Source organism: Nocardia goodfellowii (genome assembly GCF_017875645.1).
GTDB classification, from domain to species: domain Bacteria; phylum Actinomycetota; class Actinomycetes; order Mycobacteriales; family Mycobacteriaceae; genus Nocardia; species Nocardia goodfellowii.
The window spans coordinates 4911061-4925707 of sequence record NZ_JAGGMR010000001.1 but is presented as its reverse complement, the minus strand read 5'-3'; the positions used below and the strand labels follow the sequence as shown (position 1 = coordinate 4925707).

At 69.2% G+C, this 14647-nt stretch carries 13 protein-coding genes; 4 read left to right on the top strand and 9 right to left on the bottom strand.

Going from position 1 to position 14647, the window contains the following annotated elements; genetic code table 11:
• Positions 1-4: 4 nt before the first annotated feature.
• A complete protein-coding gene (locus BJ987_RS37795) occupies positions 5-655 on the bottom strand; it encodes an RICIN domain-containing protein (RefSeq protein WP_209893646.1) in 651 nt (216 codons plus the stop codon).
• 151 nt (positions 656-806) lie between these two features.
• Here BJ987_RS37795 and BJ987_RS22715 point away from each other — a divergent pair, with 151 nt between their 5' ends.
• The gene (locus tag BJ987_RS22715) at positions 807-1334 is read left to right on the top strand and encodes a hypothetical protein (RefSeq protein WP_209893643.1); all 528 of its coding nucleotides are present in this window, start codon (positions 807-809) and stop codon (positions 1332-1334) included.
• On the opposite strand, the gene BJ987_RS22710 is transcribed toward BJ987_RS22715, so the two are convergent.
• The 8 genes from BJ987_RS22710 to BJ987_RS22675 form a co-directional block, all read right to left on the bottom strand.
• The gene (locus BJ987_RS22710; protein ID WP_209893641.1) at positions 1331-2020 is read right to left on the bottom strand and encodes a double zinc ribbon and FHA domain-containing protein; all 690 of its coding nucleotides are present in this window, start codon (positions 2018-2020) and stop codon (positions 1331-1333) included. The two genes, BJ987_RS22715 and BJ987_RS22710, sit on opposite strands and share 4 nt — an antisense overlap.
• Positions 2020-3306 (bottom strand): VWA domain-containing protein, encoded by a 1287-nt coding sequence (locus tag BJ987_RS22705; protein WP_209893638.1) that lies wholly within the window; start codon positions 3304-3306, stop codon positions 2020-2022. The genes BJ987_RS22710 and BJ987_RS22705 overlap by 1 nt, the downstream gene beginning before the upstream one ends.
• Positions 3307-3327: 21 nt before the next feature.
• The gene (locus BJ987_RS22700; protein ID WP_307869721.1) at positions 3328-4422 is read right to left on the bottom strand and encodes a double zinc ribbon domain-containing protein; all 1095 of its coding nucleotides are present in this window, start codon (positions 4420-4422) and stop codon (positions 3328-3330) included.
• 197 nt (positions 4423-4619) lie between these two features.
• The gene (locus BJ987_RS22695; RefSeq protein ID WP_209893633.1) at positions 4620-7055 is read right to left on the bottom strand and encodes a serine/threonine-protein kinase; all 2436 of its coding nucleotides are present in this window, start codon (positions 7053-7055) and stop codon (positions 4620-4622) included.
• Positions 7052-8224 carry a hypothetical protein gene (locus tag BJ987_RS22690; RefSeq protein ID WP_209893630.1) on the bottom strand — a complete coding sequence of 391 codons (1173 nt, stop codon included), beginning with the start codon at positions 8222-8224 and terminating at the stop codon, positions 7052-7054. The genes BJ987_RS22695 and BJ987_RS22690 overlap by 4 nt, the downstream gene beginning before the upstream one ends.
• 11 nt (positions 8225-8235) lie before the next feature.
• Positions 8236-9198, bottom strand: a complete 963-nt coding sequence (locus BJ987_RS22685; RefSeq protein ID WP_307869720.1) for a glutamate ABC transporter substrate-binding protein — start codon at positions 9196-9198, stop codon at positions 8236-8238.
• Positions 9195-10466: a GlnX family signal transduction membrane protein gene (locus tag BJ987_RS22680; RefSeq protein ID WP_307869719.1), complete on the bottom strand. Its 1272-nt coding sequence runs from the start codon at positions 10464-10466 to the stop codon at positions 9195-9197. Before BJ987_RS22680 ends, BJ987_RS22685 begins: the two co-directional genes overlap by 4 nt.
• A gap of 224 nt (positions 10467-10690) precedes the next feature.
• On the bottom strand, positions 10691-11572 hold the full coding sequence (locus BJ987_RS22675; protein ID WP_209893627.1) for an SDR family oxidoreductase: 882 nt from the start codon (positions 11570-11572) through the stop codon (positions 10691-10693).
• 139 nt (positions 11573-11711) lie between these two features.
• Between BJ987_RS22675 and BJ987_RS22670 the strand changes: the two genes are divergently transcribed.
• The 3 genes from BJ987_RS22670 (at position 11712) to BJ987_RS22660 (ending at position 14646) form a co-directional block, all read left to right on the top strand.
• Complete coding sequence (locus tag BJ987_RS22670) at positions 11712-13238, top strand: aldehyde dehydrogenase family protein (RefSeq protein WP_209893625.1); 1527 nt, start codon at positions 11712-11714, stop codon at positions 13236-13238.
• 20 nt (positions 13239-13258) lie between these two features.
• Positions 13259-14008, top strand: coding sequence for an enoyl-CoA hydratase-related protein (locus tag BJ987_RS22665; protein ID WP_209893622.1), 750 nt, complete (start codon positions 13259-13261; stop codon positions 14006-14008).
• 146 nt (positions 14009-14154) lie between these two features.
• Positions 14155-14646, top strand: a complete 492-nt coding sequence (locus BJ987_RS22660; protein ID WP_209893620.1) for a DUF6285 domain-containing protein — start codon at positions 14155-14157, stop codon at positions 14644-14646.
• The last annotated feature ends 1 nt before the right edge of the window (position 14647 follow it).

The following is a 14647-nucleotide window of genomic DNA, read 5'->3' as shown; positions in this document are numbered from 1 at the left end:
GGGATCACCCCGCGTTCGAAGAGCGGATGAACCCTTCGATCGCTTCGGCCAACTCGGCGGGATCGGTTGTGCGGGCGAGCAGTTGGGTGGGGACCGCGTCCTTGTCCCGCAGGATCGCCAGCATCAGATGCTCCACGCCGACGTAGCTCGTGCCCAGTTCGCGGGCGACGTCGGCCGAGGCGTCGACGACGCGGCGCAGGCGCGGTGTCCGGGTCAGTTCGTCATCCGGATAGACGGTGACGCGGCTCGGTCCGGCGGCATGGTCGATGATCCAGTGCTGCGCGGCCGCCGGGTCTACGGTCCGGAGCGCCACGAACTCGCCGCGGACGGTGAGCGCCAGCTCCGGCTCGGACTTGGACCGGATCAGGGTCGGCCCGTCGAGATGCTCCACGATCCAGCGTTGATTGTCGGTTCCGGCATCGGGTTTGACGAGGAAGTCGTTCGGGTCTGGATGGCCCGAAACCTGGGTCACGGTGAGCACCACCTCGGTGCCCAGGTTATCCACGGTGCCGATTTTGTAGGCGCCGTTGTCCGGGGTCAGCTGCCAGGGCATACCGTGGCCGTGGCCCAGCAGGATGGGAGTTTCCGGGTCGGGTAAGCCGCCCAGGACACCCAGCACGAGCGCGGGGTCGGCGGCCGGATAGATCGAAGGCACGCTGTCATTTTCGCCGATTCGGCATCGCCGCGGTGCCAGACGGCGGAACTCTTGCCCTCGCCTCAGGAACGCCCGGCCCGCGCCGTGATTGTAGGGTTACAGCCAGCACCGGAGCATGTCCGGTCGCCGAGCGAACGAAGGGACAGCGGGGATGTCGGAAACCTCGGTCGAGGTGCTTCTGGACGACTTCGAAAACAAGGACAACTGGGATGTCGCCGGTGCCGGCGCCGATCGCAGCCACCTCACCACGTTCGCCGAAGGCGCTCCCAACAAAGAACTTCGGGCCTATGTCGACGGCCGGGCCGGCGCCGACCACCGCGCGCTGGTGCTGCTGATCAAATCGGCCGCCGACGACCTCGAGGTCGACCTCGTCACCAAGTCCGGTGAGTCCTTCGCCGTCCCGGGTCACCTGGAGGCGCTGAATCTCTGGGTGCGCTCACCGCACGCCTCGATCCGGATCTTCGCCAGCCTGGGCAGCGCCGACGGCTCGATCCGCGAGGTGCAACTCGGCAAGGTGACCGCGAGCGCCGAATGGCAGCACGTCAAGCATCAGCTCGACACTGCGGTCGACAGCGCCGTGCTCAAGGGACTCAAGATCCGCTTGATGGCGGTCACCAAGCAGACCGGTGAGCTGATGATCCTGCTCGACGATCTCACCGCCCGCACCCAACCCGCCTAGCCGCGGCTGAGCGTGATGGTGGTCCAGGCGCCGACGTGGATGCGGTCGCCTGGATGCACCGGCACCGCGACGTTCCTCGGGATGTCGTCCTCGGAGTCGTTGAGGCTCGTGCCGTTCGTGGAGCCGAGGTCGGTGATGGTCGCGGTGTGCTCGGTGAGGTGCAGTGTGGCGTGCGCGCGGGAGACACCGGCGTCGGCGGGCGGGATGCCGAGATCGATATCGGGCTGCACCCCCTGCGAGACACTGTGCTTGCCGATGAGAATGTCGCTGCCGCGCAAGGTGATTCGACGCTCGGGGAAGTAGGCAGGGAAATCCACCCGGTCGGCGTCCGGCCCGTTGCGGGCCTGCACACGGTCGTAGAAGGCACGGTCGGCGGTGATGGTGGCGATCCAGGCGAGGTGTGGCGCGGGAGCGGGGCCGGGCGGCGGCTCGAAGACCACCGGCTTACCGACCAGCGTCGGCGCCGGGCCGACCAGAGTGGGTTCCGCGGCCGTTTTACCCGCCGAGCCCAATACGAAGTCATGACCGCACACTTCACAGAAGCGGCTGCCCGCGCCGGGCGTACCGCACTCCGGGCACGCCGCCGCCGTCGGAGTCCCGGCATGCGACGGCTGCCCGATCTGGGTGCCGCACTGGTCGCAGTAATCGGTCGATACCGACGAGTGCCCGTCTGGACAGGTAACCATCAGGACTTCTTCGGCGGGATCCGGACGGTCTTGACCGAGCGCGCTTCGAGCGCCTTCTCGTCGAAGGCCTCGACCTTGGCGCGCAGCCGGACAGTACCGTCGCGCTCGACATCGACGACGTTGCGGAGCAGCTTCGCGGTTTCGGTGTTGCCCGCCTCCGTGGCCAGTTCGACGGCGCGGCGCAGTTTGGCGGTGGCGGTGTCCACGTCGCCGTTCTTGCGAGCGTCCAGGCCTTCCTGCACCACCTGGGCCAATTCGGCCTGATCGGTGTACTTGGCGACGCGCTCGCTGATCCGGGCCGACAGTTCGGTGTCCTCGGTCCACACCGCGCGGACCAGCCCCTTGCCTACTTCCTGCTCGCCGGCGAACACCGTGACCCGGGCCGCGGCCTTCTCCCGGCCAGGAGCGGCGGGTTCCACCCGCACCTGCAGGTGGTATTCGCGTTCCTCGGCACCCCACGAACCCAGCGGGAAATCCCGGATCTGCGGACTGTTCTCGGACTGCAATCCGGTCAGGTCCACGATGGCGGGCGCGACCTGCTTGACGTAGTTCACCGTGGCCCCCGCCGGTGTCCACACCCGCAGTGTCAGTTCCGGAATCGCCTTGGCGAGCGAAGTTTCCATCATGGCCTTGAAGTCCGCGGCCAGTCCCTCGGCTTCGCGCACCACATCGGTGGTGCCGTGCAGCGCGTTGGAGATCGTCTGCATCTCCTTGACCACGTAATCCGCGCCGACTCCCCGGCAGTCGCAGGTGAACAGGCCTTCGGACAATTTGATCTCGGCTTCGAGGGTCTCCGGTTCCTCGTGTTCGTTCTTGCCGTCGGTGAGCAGGATGGCGTGCACCATCGCGCCCTCGTGTTTCTTGGCCAGCTGGCGGGCCAACCCCAGCCAGGTGCCCATCGCGGTGCCGCCGGACGGGCGCAGTTTGTCCAGCTGCCGCCGGGCCGCGGCCACGTTCTGCCGGGTCGCGGGCAGTGACGGGTCATCTTTGGGAAAGATCAAGCGCGCCTTGGCCGTTCCCTCGATGATCGCGAAGCGGGTGCCCTCGGGCAGCACGTCGAGCGCGGCCAGGGTGGCCTCGCGGGCGCCCTGGAACTTGCGGCCGGTGGCCATCGAACCGGAACAGTCGATGATGAGGATCTCGACCCGCTCCGGTGGCGGCTCGGCGGCGACGAAATCCGCGCCCGCCTCCACGGTGACGATCGCGTCGACCGTGTCCGCGCCTTCGGCCAGATACTCGTTCTGGTCGACGGCTACCGAAATGCCTTGATTTTCCACGGAACTCACAGTGTTCTCCTGCTGGATCGATCAGGTAATGGGTGCCAGTGCGACGGTGATGTTGTCGCGGCCGCCACTGCGCAACGCGAATTCGACGAGTTCACGAGCGGCGGGCATACGTTCGGCCGCGGTGGCGATGGCGGCCAGGTCGTCCGCCCGGGGCCGGTAGTTCCACAGCCCGTCGCTGCACAGCAGCAGCACGCCGGGGCCCGTGGTGGTGAAGGTGCCCACACAGCTGTCGGCGGTGGGTTCGGCGCCGGAATCCGCGCCGAGCCAGCGCATCAGATGGTGGGCGCGCGGATGCCGCATGGCCGTCTCGTCGTCGGTGCCGATATCGACGAGGGCCTGGGCGTAGGAGTCGTCCTTGGTGAGCCGCTGGGAGGGCGGGCAGACCGATGCCGGCGATTCGGTGCGCAGCCAATAGGCCCGGCTGTCACCGATATTGGCGTGCGTGATCTCGAACTCGCCGGTGCCGTAACCGCGCACGATCGCCGACACATAGGTGCAGGAGGGTGCGTGACCGTTGGGTTTGGCGATGGCGCGGACCGCCCGGATGGCGGCGCGCAGCCCGGCGTAGACCGCCTCCTGGGCAGACCGGCCGTCGGCCAGCGCGCCGAGGCAGCCGTCGACGCCCGCGCGAACGGCGGCGCCGGAGGCGGCTTGCGGATCCTCCGAGGACGAAACACCGTCGCTCACCACGATCACCGTGGTGACCGGCATACCGCCGGGCCCGTCGAGGACCGCCGCGGCGACCGAGTCCTCGTTGCGGGCATGGCTCAGTCCGCGGTCGGTGGCGACATACACCGCGCCCAGATCGGCCTCGACACGGTCGGGCTGGGTGCGCAATTGACCGCAGCCGCGACAGTAGCCGTCACCGTCGTGGTCCTGCCCGCCGCAGCTCTCACAGATCGAGGGCCCGGCCGGCGCACCCGCTGTGCCCGCCGGGCGCGGCAGCGCGACGCGCCGCGCGCCGATCTCCTGCCCGCACTCCTCGCAGTAGCGGTCCTTCGCGCCCACCGGGGCCTGGCAGTTCGGACACGTGGTGCTCCGCCGCCGGGTCTCGGGCACGTGCAGGGGCTCGGTAGGCAGGGTGCCCGCGGTGGTCGGATTCAAGTCGGCGCTCACAGTAGGGATCGAGTCGGGCAGGGACGGGTCGGTGACAGCCTCGGGGGCGGGCGGGCCGGCGTACGCCCGTTCAGGCGGTCGCTCGGCGGAAGCCGGTTCGGGCGGTCGTTCGGCAGAGACCGGTTCGAGCGGTCGCACACCAGAGACCGGTTCGGTGGGTCGCTCGCCAGAGACCGGCTCACGCGGACGCCCGGCGGTCATAGCGTGGTTCTCGGCCGGACGCGGTTGGCACGCTCGACCAATTCGAAACGCGCCCACATGTCGGGAGCTTCACGCGCCAAGTCGCGATAGCAGCGTTCCAGGCCGGTGCGTACGCCCACCTGATCGAGGGGTGTGCCGAGCAGCGGGGCGTGGTCGGCGGGCGTTTTGCCCGCGTTCAACCAGCCGAGGGCGGCGTCGAGCACCTGCATCCGCACCTGGGCCCGGCGGCGGGTGGAGTCGATGGTGAGGGCCTGGACTCGCTCACCCGCCGCACGCAGCACCTGCTCGGACACCTCGTCCGGCCCGCGGTCGGCGAGAATCGTCGCGACAGCGGCGATCCGGGCCTCGGTGTAGAGCGCCGAGGACGGTTCGACCTGATCGAGTACGGCCACCGCACCGTCGCGGTCGCCGCCGTGGCGGCGCAGCCGGGCCAGGCCGAAGGCGGCGCTGACGAACGCGTGATCAGTGCGCCACACCAGCTCGTAGTATCGGGCCGCCTGGAAGCGATCCGCGGGCACACCGGCCAGCTGCGGATCTCCCTGCGCCGCACCGGATCCGTTGGTGTCCCGGCGGCCTGCGGCGGTGTGCACCGCGAGCTCGGCGACCGCGGCCAGGGCGAGTTTCGGGGCCGGTTCGCCGGGCAGCGCGGCGTAGACGGCATCGAATTCGGCGTAGGCGCCGCGGAAGTCGCCGGCCAGCAACCGGGCCTGACCGCGATACCAGGCCAGCCGCCAGTCGCCGGGTAGCGCGGCGGCGAGGTCGTCGATGCGGCGGAACGCGTCCTGGTGATCACCGATGTCGAGGGCCGCCCGCACCAGGCGCAGCGGAATCTCCACCGACTTCTCCCCCGTGGTGACCACCGCCTGCAAGCCCGCGTGGAAGGCCGGCTCCAGTTCCGCGGGCGAGGTGCCGCCGGTGGTGGCCAGCAGCGGGGCACCGCTGTCGCTGGGATCGACCAGCGGAACGGGCAGGGCCGCAACGATATCCGACGGCGCGATGACAGCATCGGCGCCGATCCCGAAGACCGCGCGAGGCGGACCGAAGAACGCCGACATGCCCGGGCGGGGCACCGCGTCGTCGGTGGCCAGGACCTCGCGCAGCACGCCGGTCAACTGATCGGCCATCTCCTCGGTGGAGGGGAAGCGGGCTTCGGCTTCGGCATCGGTGGCGCGCAGCAGGAATCGGTGCAGCGAATCGTATTTCGCGAGCAACGGCTCCTCGGCGGGCTCCGGCAGCGGGCCCAGGATGCCGTTGTGCAGACCCAGGCGCAGCATGAGCACGGCCAGGGTACGCCCCACGGTGTAGATCTCGGAGGCCACGGTCGGCCCGGTCTGGGCGATCTCGGGAGCCTGATAGCCGGGCGTGCCGTAGATCGGGCTCGATTCGTCGTCCATCGAGATGACGGCGCCGAGATCGATCAGCTTGAGATGATCTTCGGACTGAATCACGTTGTCGGGCTTGAAATCACAGTAGGCCAGGCCGTTGGCGTGCAGATAGCCCAGCGCGGGCAGCATGCCCAGGATGTAGGCGATGGCCTGCGACGGGGGCAGGTGCCCGCCCTCGGTGTCGCGATGGCGGCGCAGTATTTGCTTGAGCGAGGTCCCGCCGACGTACTCCATCACGATGTAGCCGACCGCGATGCCGTCGTCGCCGACATGCTCGACGAAATTGAAGATCTTGACGATGCTGGGGTGCTCGACCTCGGCGAGGAACCGTTTCTCCGCCAGCGCCGCCTTCATGGCGTCCTCGTCACCGGAGTTCAGCAGGCCCTTGAGCACCACCCACCGGTTGCCGACGTTGTGGTCCACCGCCAGATAGATCCAGCCGAAACCACCGTGGGCCAGACAGCCTTTCACCTCGTACTGGCCGCCGACCCGGTCACCGGCAACGAGTTTGGGGGTGAAGGAGAACTTGGTGCCGCAGTGCGGGCAGAAGCCCTCGGTGCGGCCCGGCCGCCCGTCCCGGCTGCGCCCGACCGCGCGACCGCAACTGCCGCAGAACCGTTTGTCCTCGGCGACTTGGGGATCGACCAGGATGGCTTCGAGCGGGTTCACCTTCGGCTGGCGCGGCATCTCCACCAGACCGCCGCCCAGGCCGCCGCGCTTGCTCTGGCTGGAGGACGAGCGGCCGGTGCGCACCGAGCGTGCGGATCGGCCGCTGCCGGCGGATCGGCCGCTGCCGGTCGAGGCCTCGGTCGTCGGCAGCGTCGACGAGGTGACGGGCCGGCTGGGCGCGGCGCCGCAGACATCGCAGTAACCGTCGGAAATGCTTCCGCCGCAACCGGGTTCGGTGCAGGCCTGACCTTCGGCCGGTTCGGTAGGCGGCGATTGCTCCACCGACTCCAAGGTTCGCGCCTCGGTGGGCGCGGTACCGCAGCGGTCGCAGTAGCCATCCTCGATGGTGCCGCCACAACCGGGTTCGGTGCATGTCATCGCGTCCTCCCCGCTTTCTTCTCCCCGAGCAACTGCTGATAGTCGGCGACGGCGCGGGTGACCGCCGCCAGGTCGCAGGGTGTGCGACCGAGCAGCCCGGCGGCGATCTGATAGGCCGCCAGCACCTCCCGGTCCTCGCTCAGGCCCAGCCGTGCGGCCTTGGCTTGGTAGCCGCCCAGGCGGCCGTGCAGTTCAGCCCTCCGGTCCAACAACCCCTGGGCCAGGGCTGCGTCGGCGTGCGCGGCCTGCTCGGCGTCGGCGATGCGCCTGCGCAGTCCGAGCAGTGCCACGGCCGGGCCGGAATCGGCTGCCAGCTCGGACAATTCGGCGCCGAGCAACGGCGTGGGATCAGGGCGTGCCGGTAGCGGCGCGGTGACGATGCGGCGTTCCGCGTCGGCTTTCAGCCGCATGGCACGATCGCGGGCCTGCCGCAACGACTCCCACCGCCGCCGGGTCTCGGCGACGGCCGCCGGCCAATCCTCGGCGACGGCGTTCAGTTCGGTCAGGACCGTGGCCTGCCGGCGCACCGCCGCGCTGATCTCGGCGACGCGCGCGTCGATCTCACCGGCGGTGAGCGAGAGTGGATCGGTGCCCGCCCGCCGCATCAGCGCGTCGATATCGTTCGCGATAGCGCGGAATTCCGGTGTCACACCTTTGGCTAACTCGACCTGCGGCTGCAGCGGCCCCAACCCGGAGACGACCCGGTTGTTCACCGCGTCGACCGCTTCGAGGAACTCGGCGATTCGCGGAAAGGTGGCGCGCATGCGATCCAACGTATCGGCCAGTCCGACGTAGAGCACATGTTCGCTGGGGCCGGTCAGCGAGCGCTGCGCCATCGGGATCGGGGTCCGCCCGGCCTCGTGCGGGCGCCCGCGCAGCAACTGTGTCAGCTCGACCCGGGCGCGGTCGTCGACCCGGCCGCGAGTGCCGCGCAGGGTGCGCGCCTGATCCAGGATGGCCTTCATCCGGCCGTGGTCCTCCCACATCAGATCCAGCGCCTGCCGCACCGGATCCCAGCGTTGCGCGGTCAGCCCGGTCGGCGGGAAATGCCGGACCAGGTTGAGCCCGGGATGGTTGTCCAACTCCAGCAGGGTGCTGGTGATGGCTTCGAATTGCTGAGTGCGGTCGGACAATTCGCGATCGATCTCGGCGACGGTGAGCGGCAACATGGCGGCGGGCCTCACTCGCGGTACCGGGTGGCCGGCGGGCCCGGCGACGGACCGAGCGCCGAGAGGTGCTTCGCGTAGATGCTCTCCCAGCTGCCGTCGGTGCGGAGGCGTTCGATCACACCGTTGACGAACCGGACCAGATCCGGGTTGTTCTTGGCGATGCCGACCGCGTACGCACCGCTGCCGATCGGATCGCCGAGCACCGCCAGATTGCGGTCCTGGGCGACCAGGCCGTGCAGGATCGGCTCGTCGGCGCTGATCGCGTCGACATGGCCCTGCTGCAGCGCGGCCAGGCAGTCGGTCCAGTTGGTCACACCGAGCACCGACAACCGGATCGGCAGGGTGAACAGCGGGCCCGCCGCGGTGGTGCCGCTGGCGACGCACACCCGTTTGCCGGCCAGGTCGGCGCTGCCGCGAATGCCGGAGTTCCGGGGCGCCGCGATGCGTTGCGTCGCCCGGTAGTACACCCCGGAGAAGTCGACGTCGCGGCGGCGCTCACAGGTCGCGGAGAAGGTGCGCACGATCAGATCGACCTGACGGTCGCGCAGCGCGGTGATGCGTTCGGCGGCTGTCACCGAGCGCAGTTCGACTTTCCCGCGATCACCGAAGAGGCTGTAGGCGATCTCTCGGGCGACGTCGATGTCGAAGCCTTCGAGCTCACCGGTCGTGGGGTTGCGGAACCCGAACAGGTAGGTGTTCTGGTCGACGCCGATGCGCACGCGGCCGTTGGCCACGATCGCCGCCATCGAGGAACCGGCGGGCATCACGCCCGGCGGCGGCATCGCCCCGGGGGTGAGACTGGTTTCGGCGTCGCACTCCCCCTCGGCCTGCGGTGCGGAGGTGATCGGCGTCAGTTCCGGCGGCGTGGGATTCACCGCCGCCATCGTGATCGCCTGCGGCGCCGAGGAGTCCGCACCGCAACCGGCCAGCAGCAGCGCCACCCCCAGCAGCGGCGCGAACGCGCGCGTCCTCACAGAAACTCCTTCACACGCGGCCACAGTCCGATGATGACGGCCGCGGCCGCGAACAGCATCAAAAGCAGTGTGGCCGAGGGACTGTAGGACAGCGCGTCACCGGCGGAGTCGACACTGCCGCGCAACTCGCCGCGGACGTCGGTGAGCTCCGCGCGCAGCGATTCGTCCAGACTGGCGAACTTGGTGGCCGAGGTCTCGCTGCCCCGGCCGATCGCCTGGTCCACCGCCTCGGTGAACCGTGCCGCCTGATAGGCCTCGACTTGTTTGCGATGTCCGGCGGTCCAGCTCTGAAAGCGTTGCGAGGCATCGGAATCCACGCCGGTGACCGCGGTGAGCCGCTCGCGCAGGGCCAGGGTGTGCCGGTTGAACGTTTCCTCGCCCTCGGCGATGTCACCGCGGGTGATCAATTGCAACGTCTCGGCCGTCCGTGCCTGCTGTGCCAGAATCCGGGCTTGGGCCAGTGTTTCGAATCGACCGGCCGCCCCGGCCGCCCCACCGTCGAGCGCGGAACCGGCCAGCGTGGTGGCCACCACCACCCAGATCATCGCCAGCACGGTGGCGCCGGCGGCTGCGGCGAGCCCGAGGTTGAACCGGCGGTTGGTGCGTTCCAGCAGCAGGTATGACCCTGCGCCACAGGCGATCAGCACCAGCAGCAGTAACGCGAGGGTGCCCCAGGGCAGCGCCCCGATCCGGCCCTGTTCGGCGTTCACCGCGGTGAACCGGTCGGTGCTGAGCTTCTCGGCGTTCCGCAGCAGCGAATCCTGCATGAGCGCGGAGGCTTCCCGCAGATAGGCCGAGCCGACCGGGAAGCCCTGCCGGTTGTTGGCGCGTGCCGTCTCGACAAGGCCGGTGTAGGCGGGAAGTTCGGCGCTGATCCGGGCGACGATCAAACGGGTTTGCGCGTCGTTGGCGCCCACCGTGGCATCGGCCAGCGCGGCCGCCGCGTCGGCCAGCGCCGTCTGATAGCGGAGCCGCACATCGGGGGCTTCGATGCCGCCGGAGAGAAAGGCCTCGGCGGCCGCGGCATCGGCGGCCGAGAGCGAGACGTAGAGGTTCTGCGCGGCGTAGGCCAGTGGCTCGGTGCGGTCCAGCGCCGTGTCGTGCCGAGTGAGCTTGCCGCTCAACTGGTTCGCGCTGGTGAACCCCGCGAACAGGCACAACGTGACGACGACGAGCACGACGACGCCGATCGCGCCTGGCGTAGTCGCGGCGAAGCGCCGCAACCATAGCGCCCCATCGCGCGCCGCCGCTGGTAGGCGAGGTCTCACACCGTCCCCCCTTCATATCCCGGCCGGTGTCTCCGCTCGCGATAGTACGTCAGCCGCTAGCCGCGCGCCGCCTATTAACCGGCGGGCGCTTTTCCGCGCATCCAGGCGCGACGCCGGGGCAGTCGGCATGCGCGAGTAGCTGCGGTATGCGCGGACGAGAACCGTTGCCGGGCCGCGTGTTCGGCGTTCATCCGACCGGTTCGACAGCGCTGTCGAGATGGGGGTCAGGGGTGTGGTGCGCGCAGTGCGTCCGGCTGGTCGAGGCCCGCTTTGTCCAAGACGCGATGCATTCCCCAGTTCATGCCGCGCATGGCCAGGTTGTAGGTCAGCGGGAGATACCGCTGCGCGTAGTAGCCGATTCGGATATCAGGCGAGGTGAAGACCATGTACCGGTTTCGCTCGACACCGCGAACGATGCTGCGGGCCGCGGCTTCCGGGGTGACCGCGTGCCGCACGAACAACCCCATCGCCTTCTGCACCGCGGCGGCCTCGCGGTCGACGCCCGCGATATCGACTCGGTCGACCATGGGCGTGGCCATCGCGCCCGGGCACACCAGGCTGACGCCGATCTTGTGCCGGCGCAGGTCGAAGCGCAGCACCTCCGAGACTCCGCGCAATCCGAATTTGCCCGCGCTGTACGGCGCGTGCCACGGCAGACCGAACAGCCCGGCCGCGGAGGAGACGTTCACCAGATGCCCACCGCGCCCCGCCGCGATCATCGGCGGCAGGAACTCCTCGATCATGTGAATCGGTCCCATCAGATCGATGTCGATGGTGCGCCGCCACTGCTGGTGGGTGAGCCGTTCGACGGTGCCCCAGGTCGCGATGCCCGCCACGTTCATCACGATGTCGACGCTGGGCAGTTCGGCGTGCACCTTCGCCGCGAGCGCGACGACCGCGGCGTGCTCGCTGACGTCGGCGGCTTCGGCCAGGTGCACCTCGGCCCCGGCGGCGCGCAGGTCGGCGGCGGTACGTTGCAGCCCGTCGTCATCGATGTCGGTGAGCACCAGCGCCGCGCCTTTGGCGGCGACCGCCTCCGCCGTACTGCGGCCCAGGCCACCGGCCGCCCCCGTGATCAGGCAGCACTTGCCGTCGAACTTCGTCATGCCACGACCATAGCCTTTTACGAACACTGCTGTCTATTTATACTTCGGGCGGGCGCGTCCTGGGAATTCGGCCCCGAACCCGGGCGACGGGTACAGCATGGACCTAGCCCGAAACCAACAGCGACAGTGGAGGTCTGCGATGACCACCGTGCACAGTGCTCATTCCATCCAGGTACACAATCCCGCCGACGGCACCGTCGTCGGCGCGGTGCCCGATCAGGACCGCGACGCCGTCGCCGCGGCCGCGGCCGCTTTGCGCGCGGCCCAGCCCACGTGGGAGGAGATCGGTCCCGCTGGACGCCGGAAATGGCTGCTGAGCTGGCAGGACTGGCTGATCGACAATTCCGCGCGGCTGTCGGAGATAGTGCGTTCCGAGACCGGGAAACCGCGCGCGACAGCCGACATCGAGGTCCCCGCCGCGGTCGACCTGATGAAGTACTGGGCCAACAACGCCGCCCGGTTCCTCGCCGACGATCACCCCAAACCGCACAACCTGCTCGGCCGGACCAAACAGCTCACCACCTGCTATCGCCCCTACCCGGTGGTCGGTGTCATCACACCGTGGAACTTCCCGCTGCTCAACGTCTTCTTCGACGCCCTGCCCGCGCTCATGGCGGGAGCCGCGGTCCTGGTCAAGCCCTCCGAGGTGACCCCGCTCAGCGCCGTCGAGATCGGCCGCGGCTGGACCGAAATCGGTGCGCCCCCGGTGTTCTCGGTGGTCACCGGCTCGGGCAACACCGGGCACGCGGTGGTGGAAGCCGTCGACTATCTCCAATTCACCGGCTCCACCCGGACCGGCCGCAAGATCGCGGCGGCTTGCGGTGACCGCCTCATCCCGTGCAGCCTCGAACTCGGCGGCAAGGACCCGGCGATCGTGCTGGCCGACGCCGACCTGGACCGCGCGGCCAACGGCATCGCCTACGGCTCGATGTTCAACGCGGGCCAGGTCTGCATTTCGATCGAACGCGTCTACGTCGAGGAACCGGTCTACGACGAGTTCGTCGCCAAACTCACCGAACGAGTCGCCGCCCTGCGCCAAGGTGACGACGCGCGGCCCTACAGCGCCGATGTCGGCGCGCTGGCCACCCCGGCCCAGCGCGACATCGTGCAGCGCCACGTCGACGAGGCACTCGCCGCGGGCGCACGCACCACCGTCGGCGGAAAGTCCACCGGCACCGGCACTTTCTTCGAGCCGACGGTCCTCGTCGACGTCGATCACAGCATGTCGTGCGTCACCGAGGAAACCTTCGGCCCGACCGTCCCGGTCATGAAAGTCGCCGACGAGGACGAGGCGGTCCGGCTGGCCAACGACTCGATCTACGGTCTGTCGGCCACCGTCTGGACCGGGGACAAACAGCGGGGCGAGAAAGTCGCGCGTCGGCTGGAAGCGGGCGCGGTCAACGTCAACGACTCCTTCGCCAATATGTTCAGCTTCGCCCTGCCGATGGGCGGCTGGAAGCAATCCGGCATCGGCGCCCGCTGGGGTGGTGCGGCCGGTATCCGCAAGTACTGCCGCCAGCAGGCGATCACGGTCCCCCGCCTCCCCATGCAGAAGTCCGAAGTCACCTGGTTTCCGGCCTCCAAGATCAAAACCCGCGCCTTGATTACGCTGCTGCAAGGTATGGCCGCACGCGGCAAGCGCAGACTCCCCGGGCCGCGTTCCTGACCCCGACCAGAAAGGGCACGATGACAGTCGAGTACGACAAGGCCGGGCGGGTCGCCGTGATCCGCCTGAATCGTCCGGAGAAGCGCAACGCCTTCGACGCGGCCATGACCGCGGGGCTGGATCGCGCGCTCAACGAGTTCGAAGACGATCCCGAGATCTGGGCCGGTGTCCTCGCCGGTGTGGGACAAGGCTTTTCGGCGGGCACCGACCTGGTCGCGGGCTCGGGCGCGCACACCGAACGCGGCGGCGAATACGGCATCATCCGGCGCCGCCGCGGCAAGCCGCTGATCGCCGCCGTGGAGGGTTTCGCGTTCGGCGGCGGCATGGAAGTGGTGCTGGCCTGCGATCTCGTCGTGGCCGCGCGCAACGCCGAGTTCGGTCTGCCGGAGGTCCGCCGCGGTGTCATCGCGACCTGCGGCGGACTCTTCCGCACCCAGCGCGCCCTGCCGTTGAACATCGCGAAGGAAATGCTGCTCACCGGCGACCCGCTCACCGCCGAACGCGCCTACCAAGTGGGGTTCGTCAACACCCTCACCGAGGAGGGCGCAGCCTTGAAGACCGCCACCGAGCTGGCCCATCGCATCTGCCGCAACGCCCCGATATCGGTCCGGGAAAGCCTGATCGCGGTGGAACGCGGCAACTCCGCCACGGACGAAAGCGCATGGCACCGCACCGAACAGGCCATGCTCAAGACCCTCGCCTCCGAGGACACCCGCGAAGGCATCACCGCCTTTCTGGAGCGTCGGGAACCACGCTGGACGGGCCACTGAACCACCTATGGCCGTGTCGGCAATTCGCGCCCCAGGAGGTTCGAACCCCTCTACGGTAGGCATCGCCGTTACCGGATCACCGAGGGCACGGACCTGATGCGACTGTGTCGCATCGCCGCTGCGAGCTCGGCCGAACAGGAGCACGCATGCCGCAGGACTTGCCTGCCGCCGACGATCTCGTCGACGTGGTCGCCCGGCACCTCGCCGAGCACACTCGTGCCGCGCTACCGGGCGCGCGCGGCCTCGAAGCCTTGGCCGCGGCGGGAATGCTGAAGCTGGTACGCCGCGTGCCGATCGGGCGTATCCCGGTGCTGCACGGTGTCGCGCGATATCTGACCCAGCGTGTCCGGCCCGCGCTGCACGGCCGCACAGCGTTCGAAATTCGCCTGGCCGCAGAGCTTTTGCGGATCGCCGAACGCGAGATCGGCATGGGGGCCGGGATCCGGCTGGCGGACGAGCATCGGCTGCGGCGGCTGCTCGACACCGACGGCACCTATCCCGAGCTGGAGCGAACCCTGGTGCGACGGTTGCGTGATCCCGCCCCCCTCGAGTGGCAGTCCACCATCGCCTATCTGCGCGCCTCCGCCGCCGAACGCCTGCGCATCGCCAACTCCGGCTACGCACGTCCGGAGCGGTGAA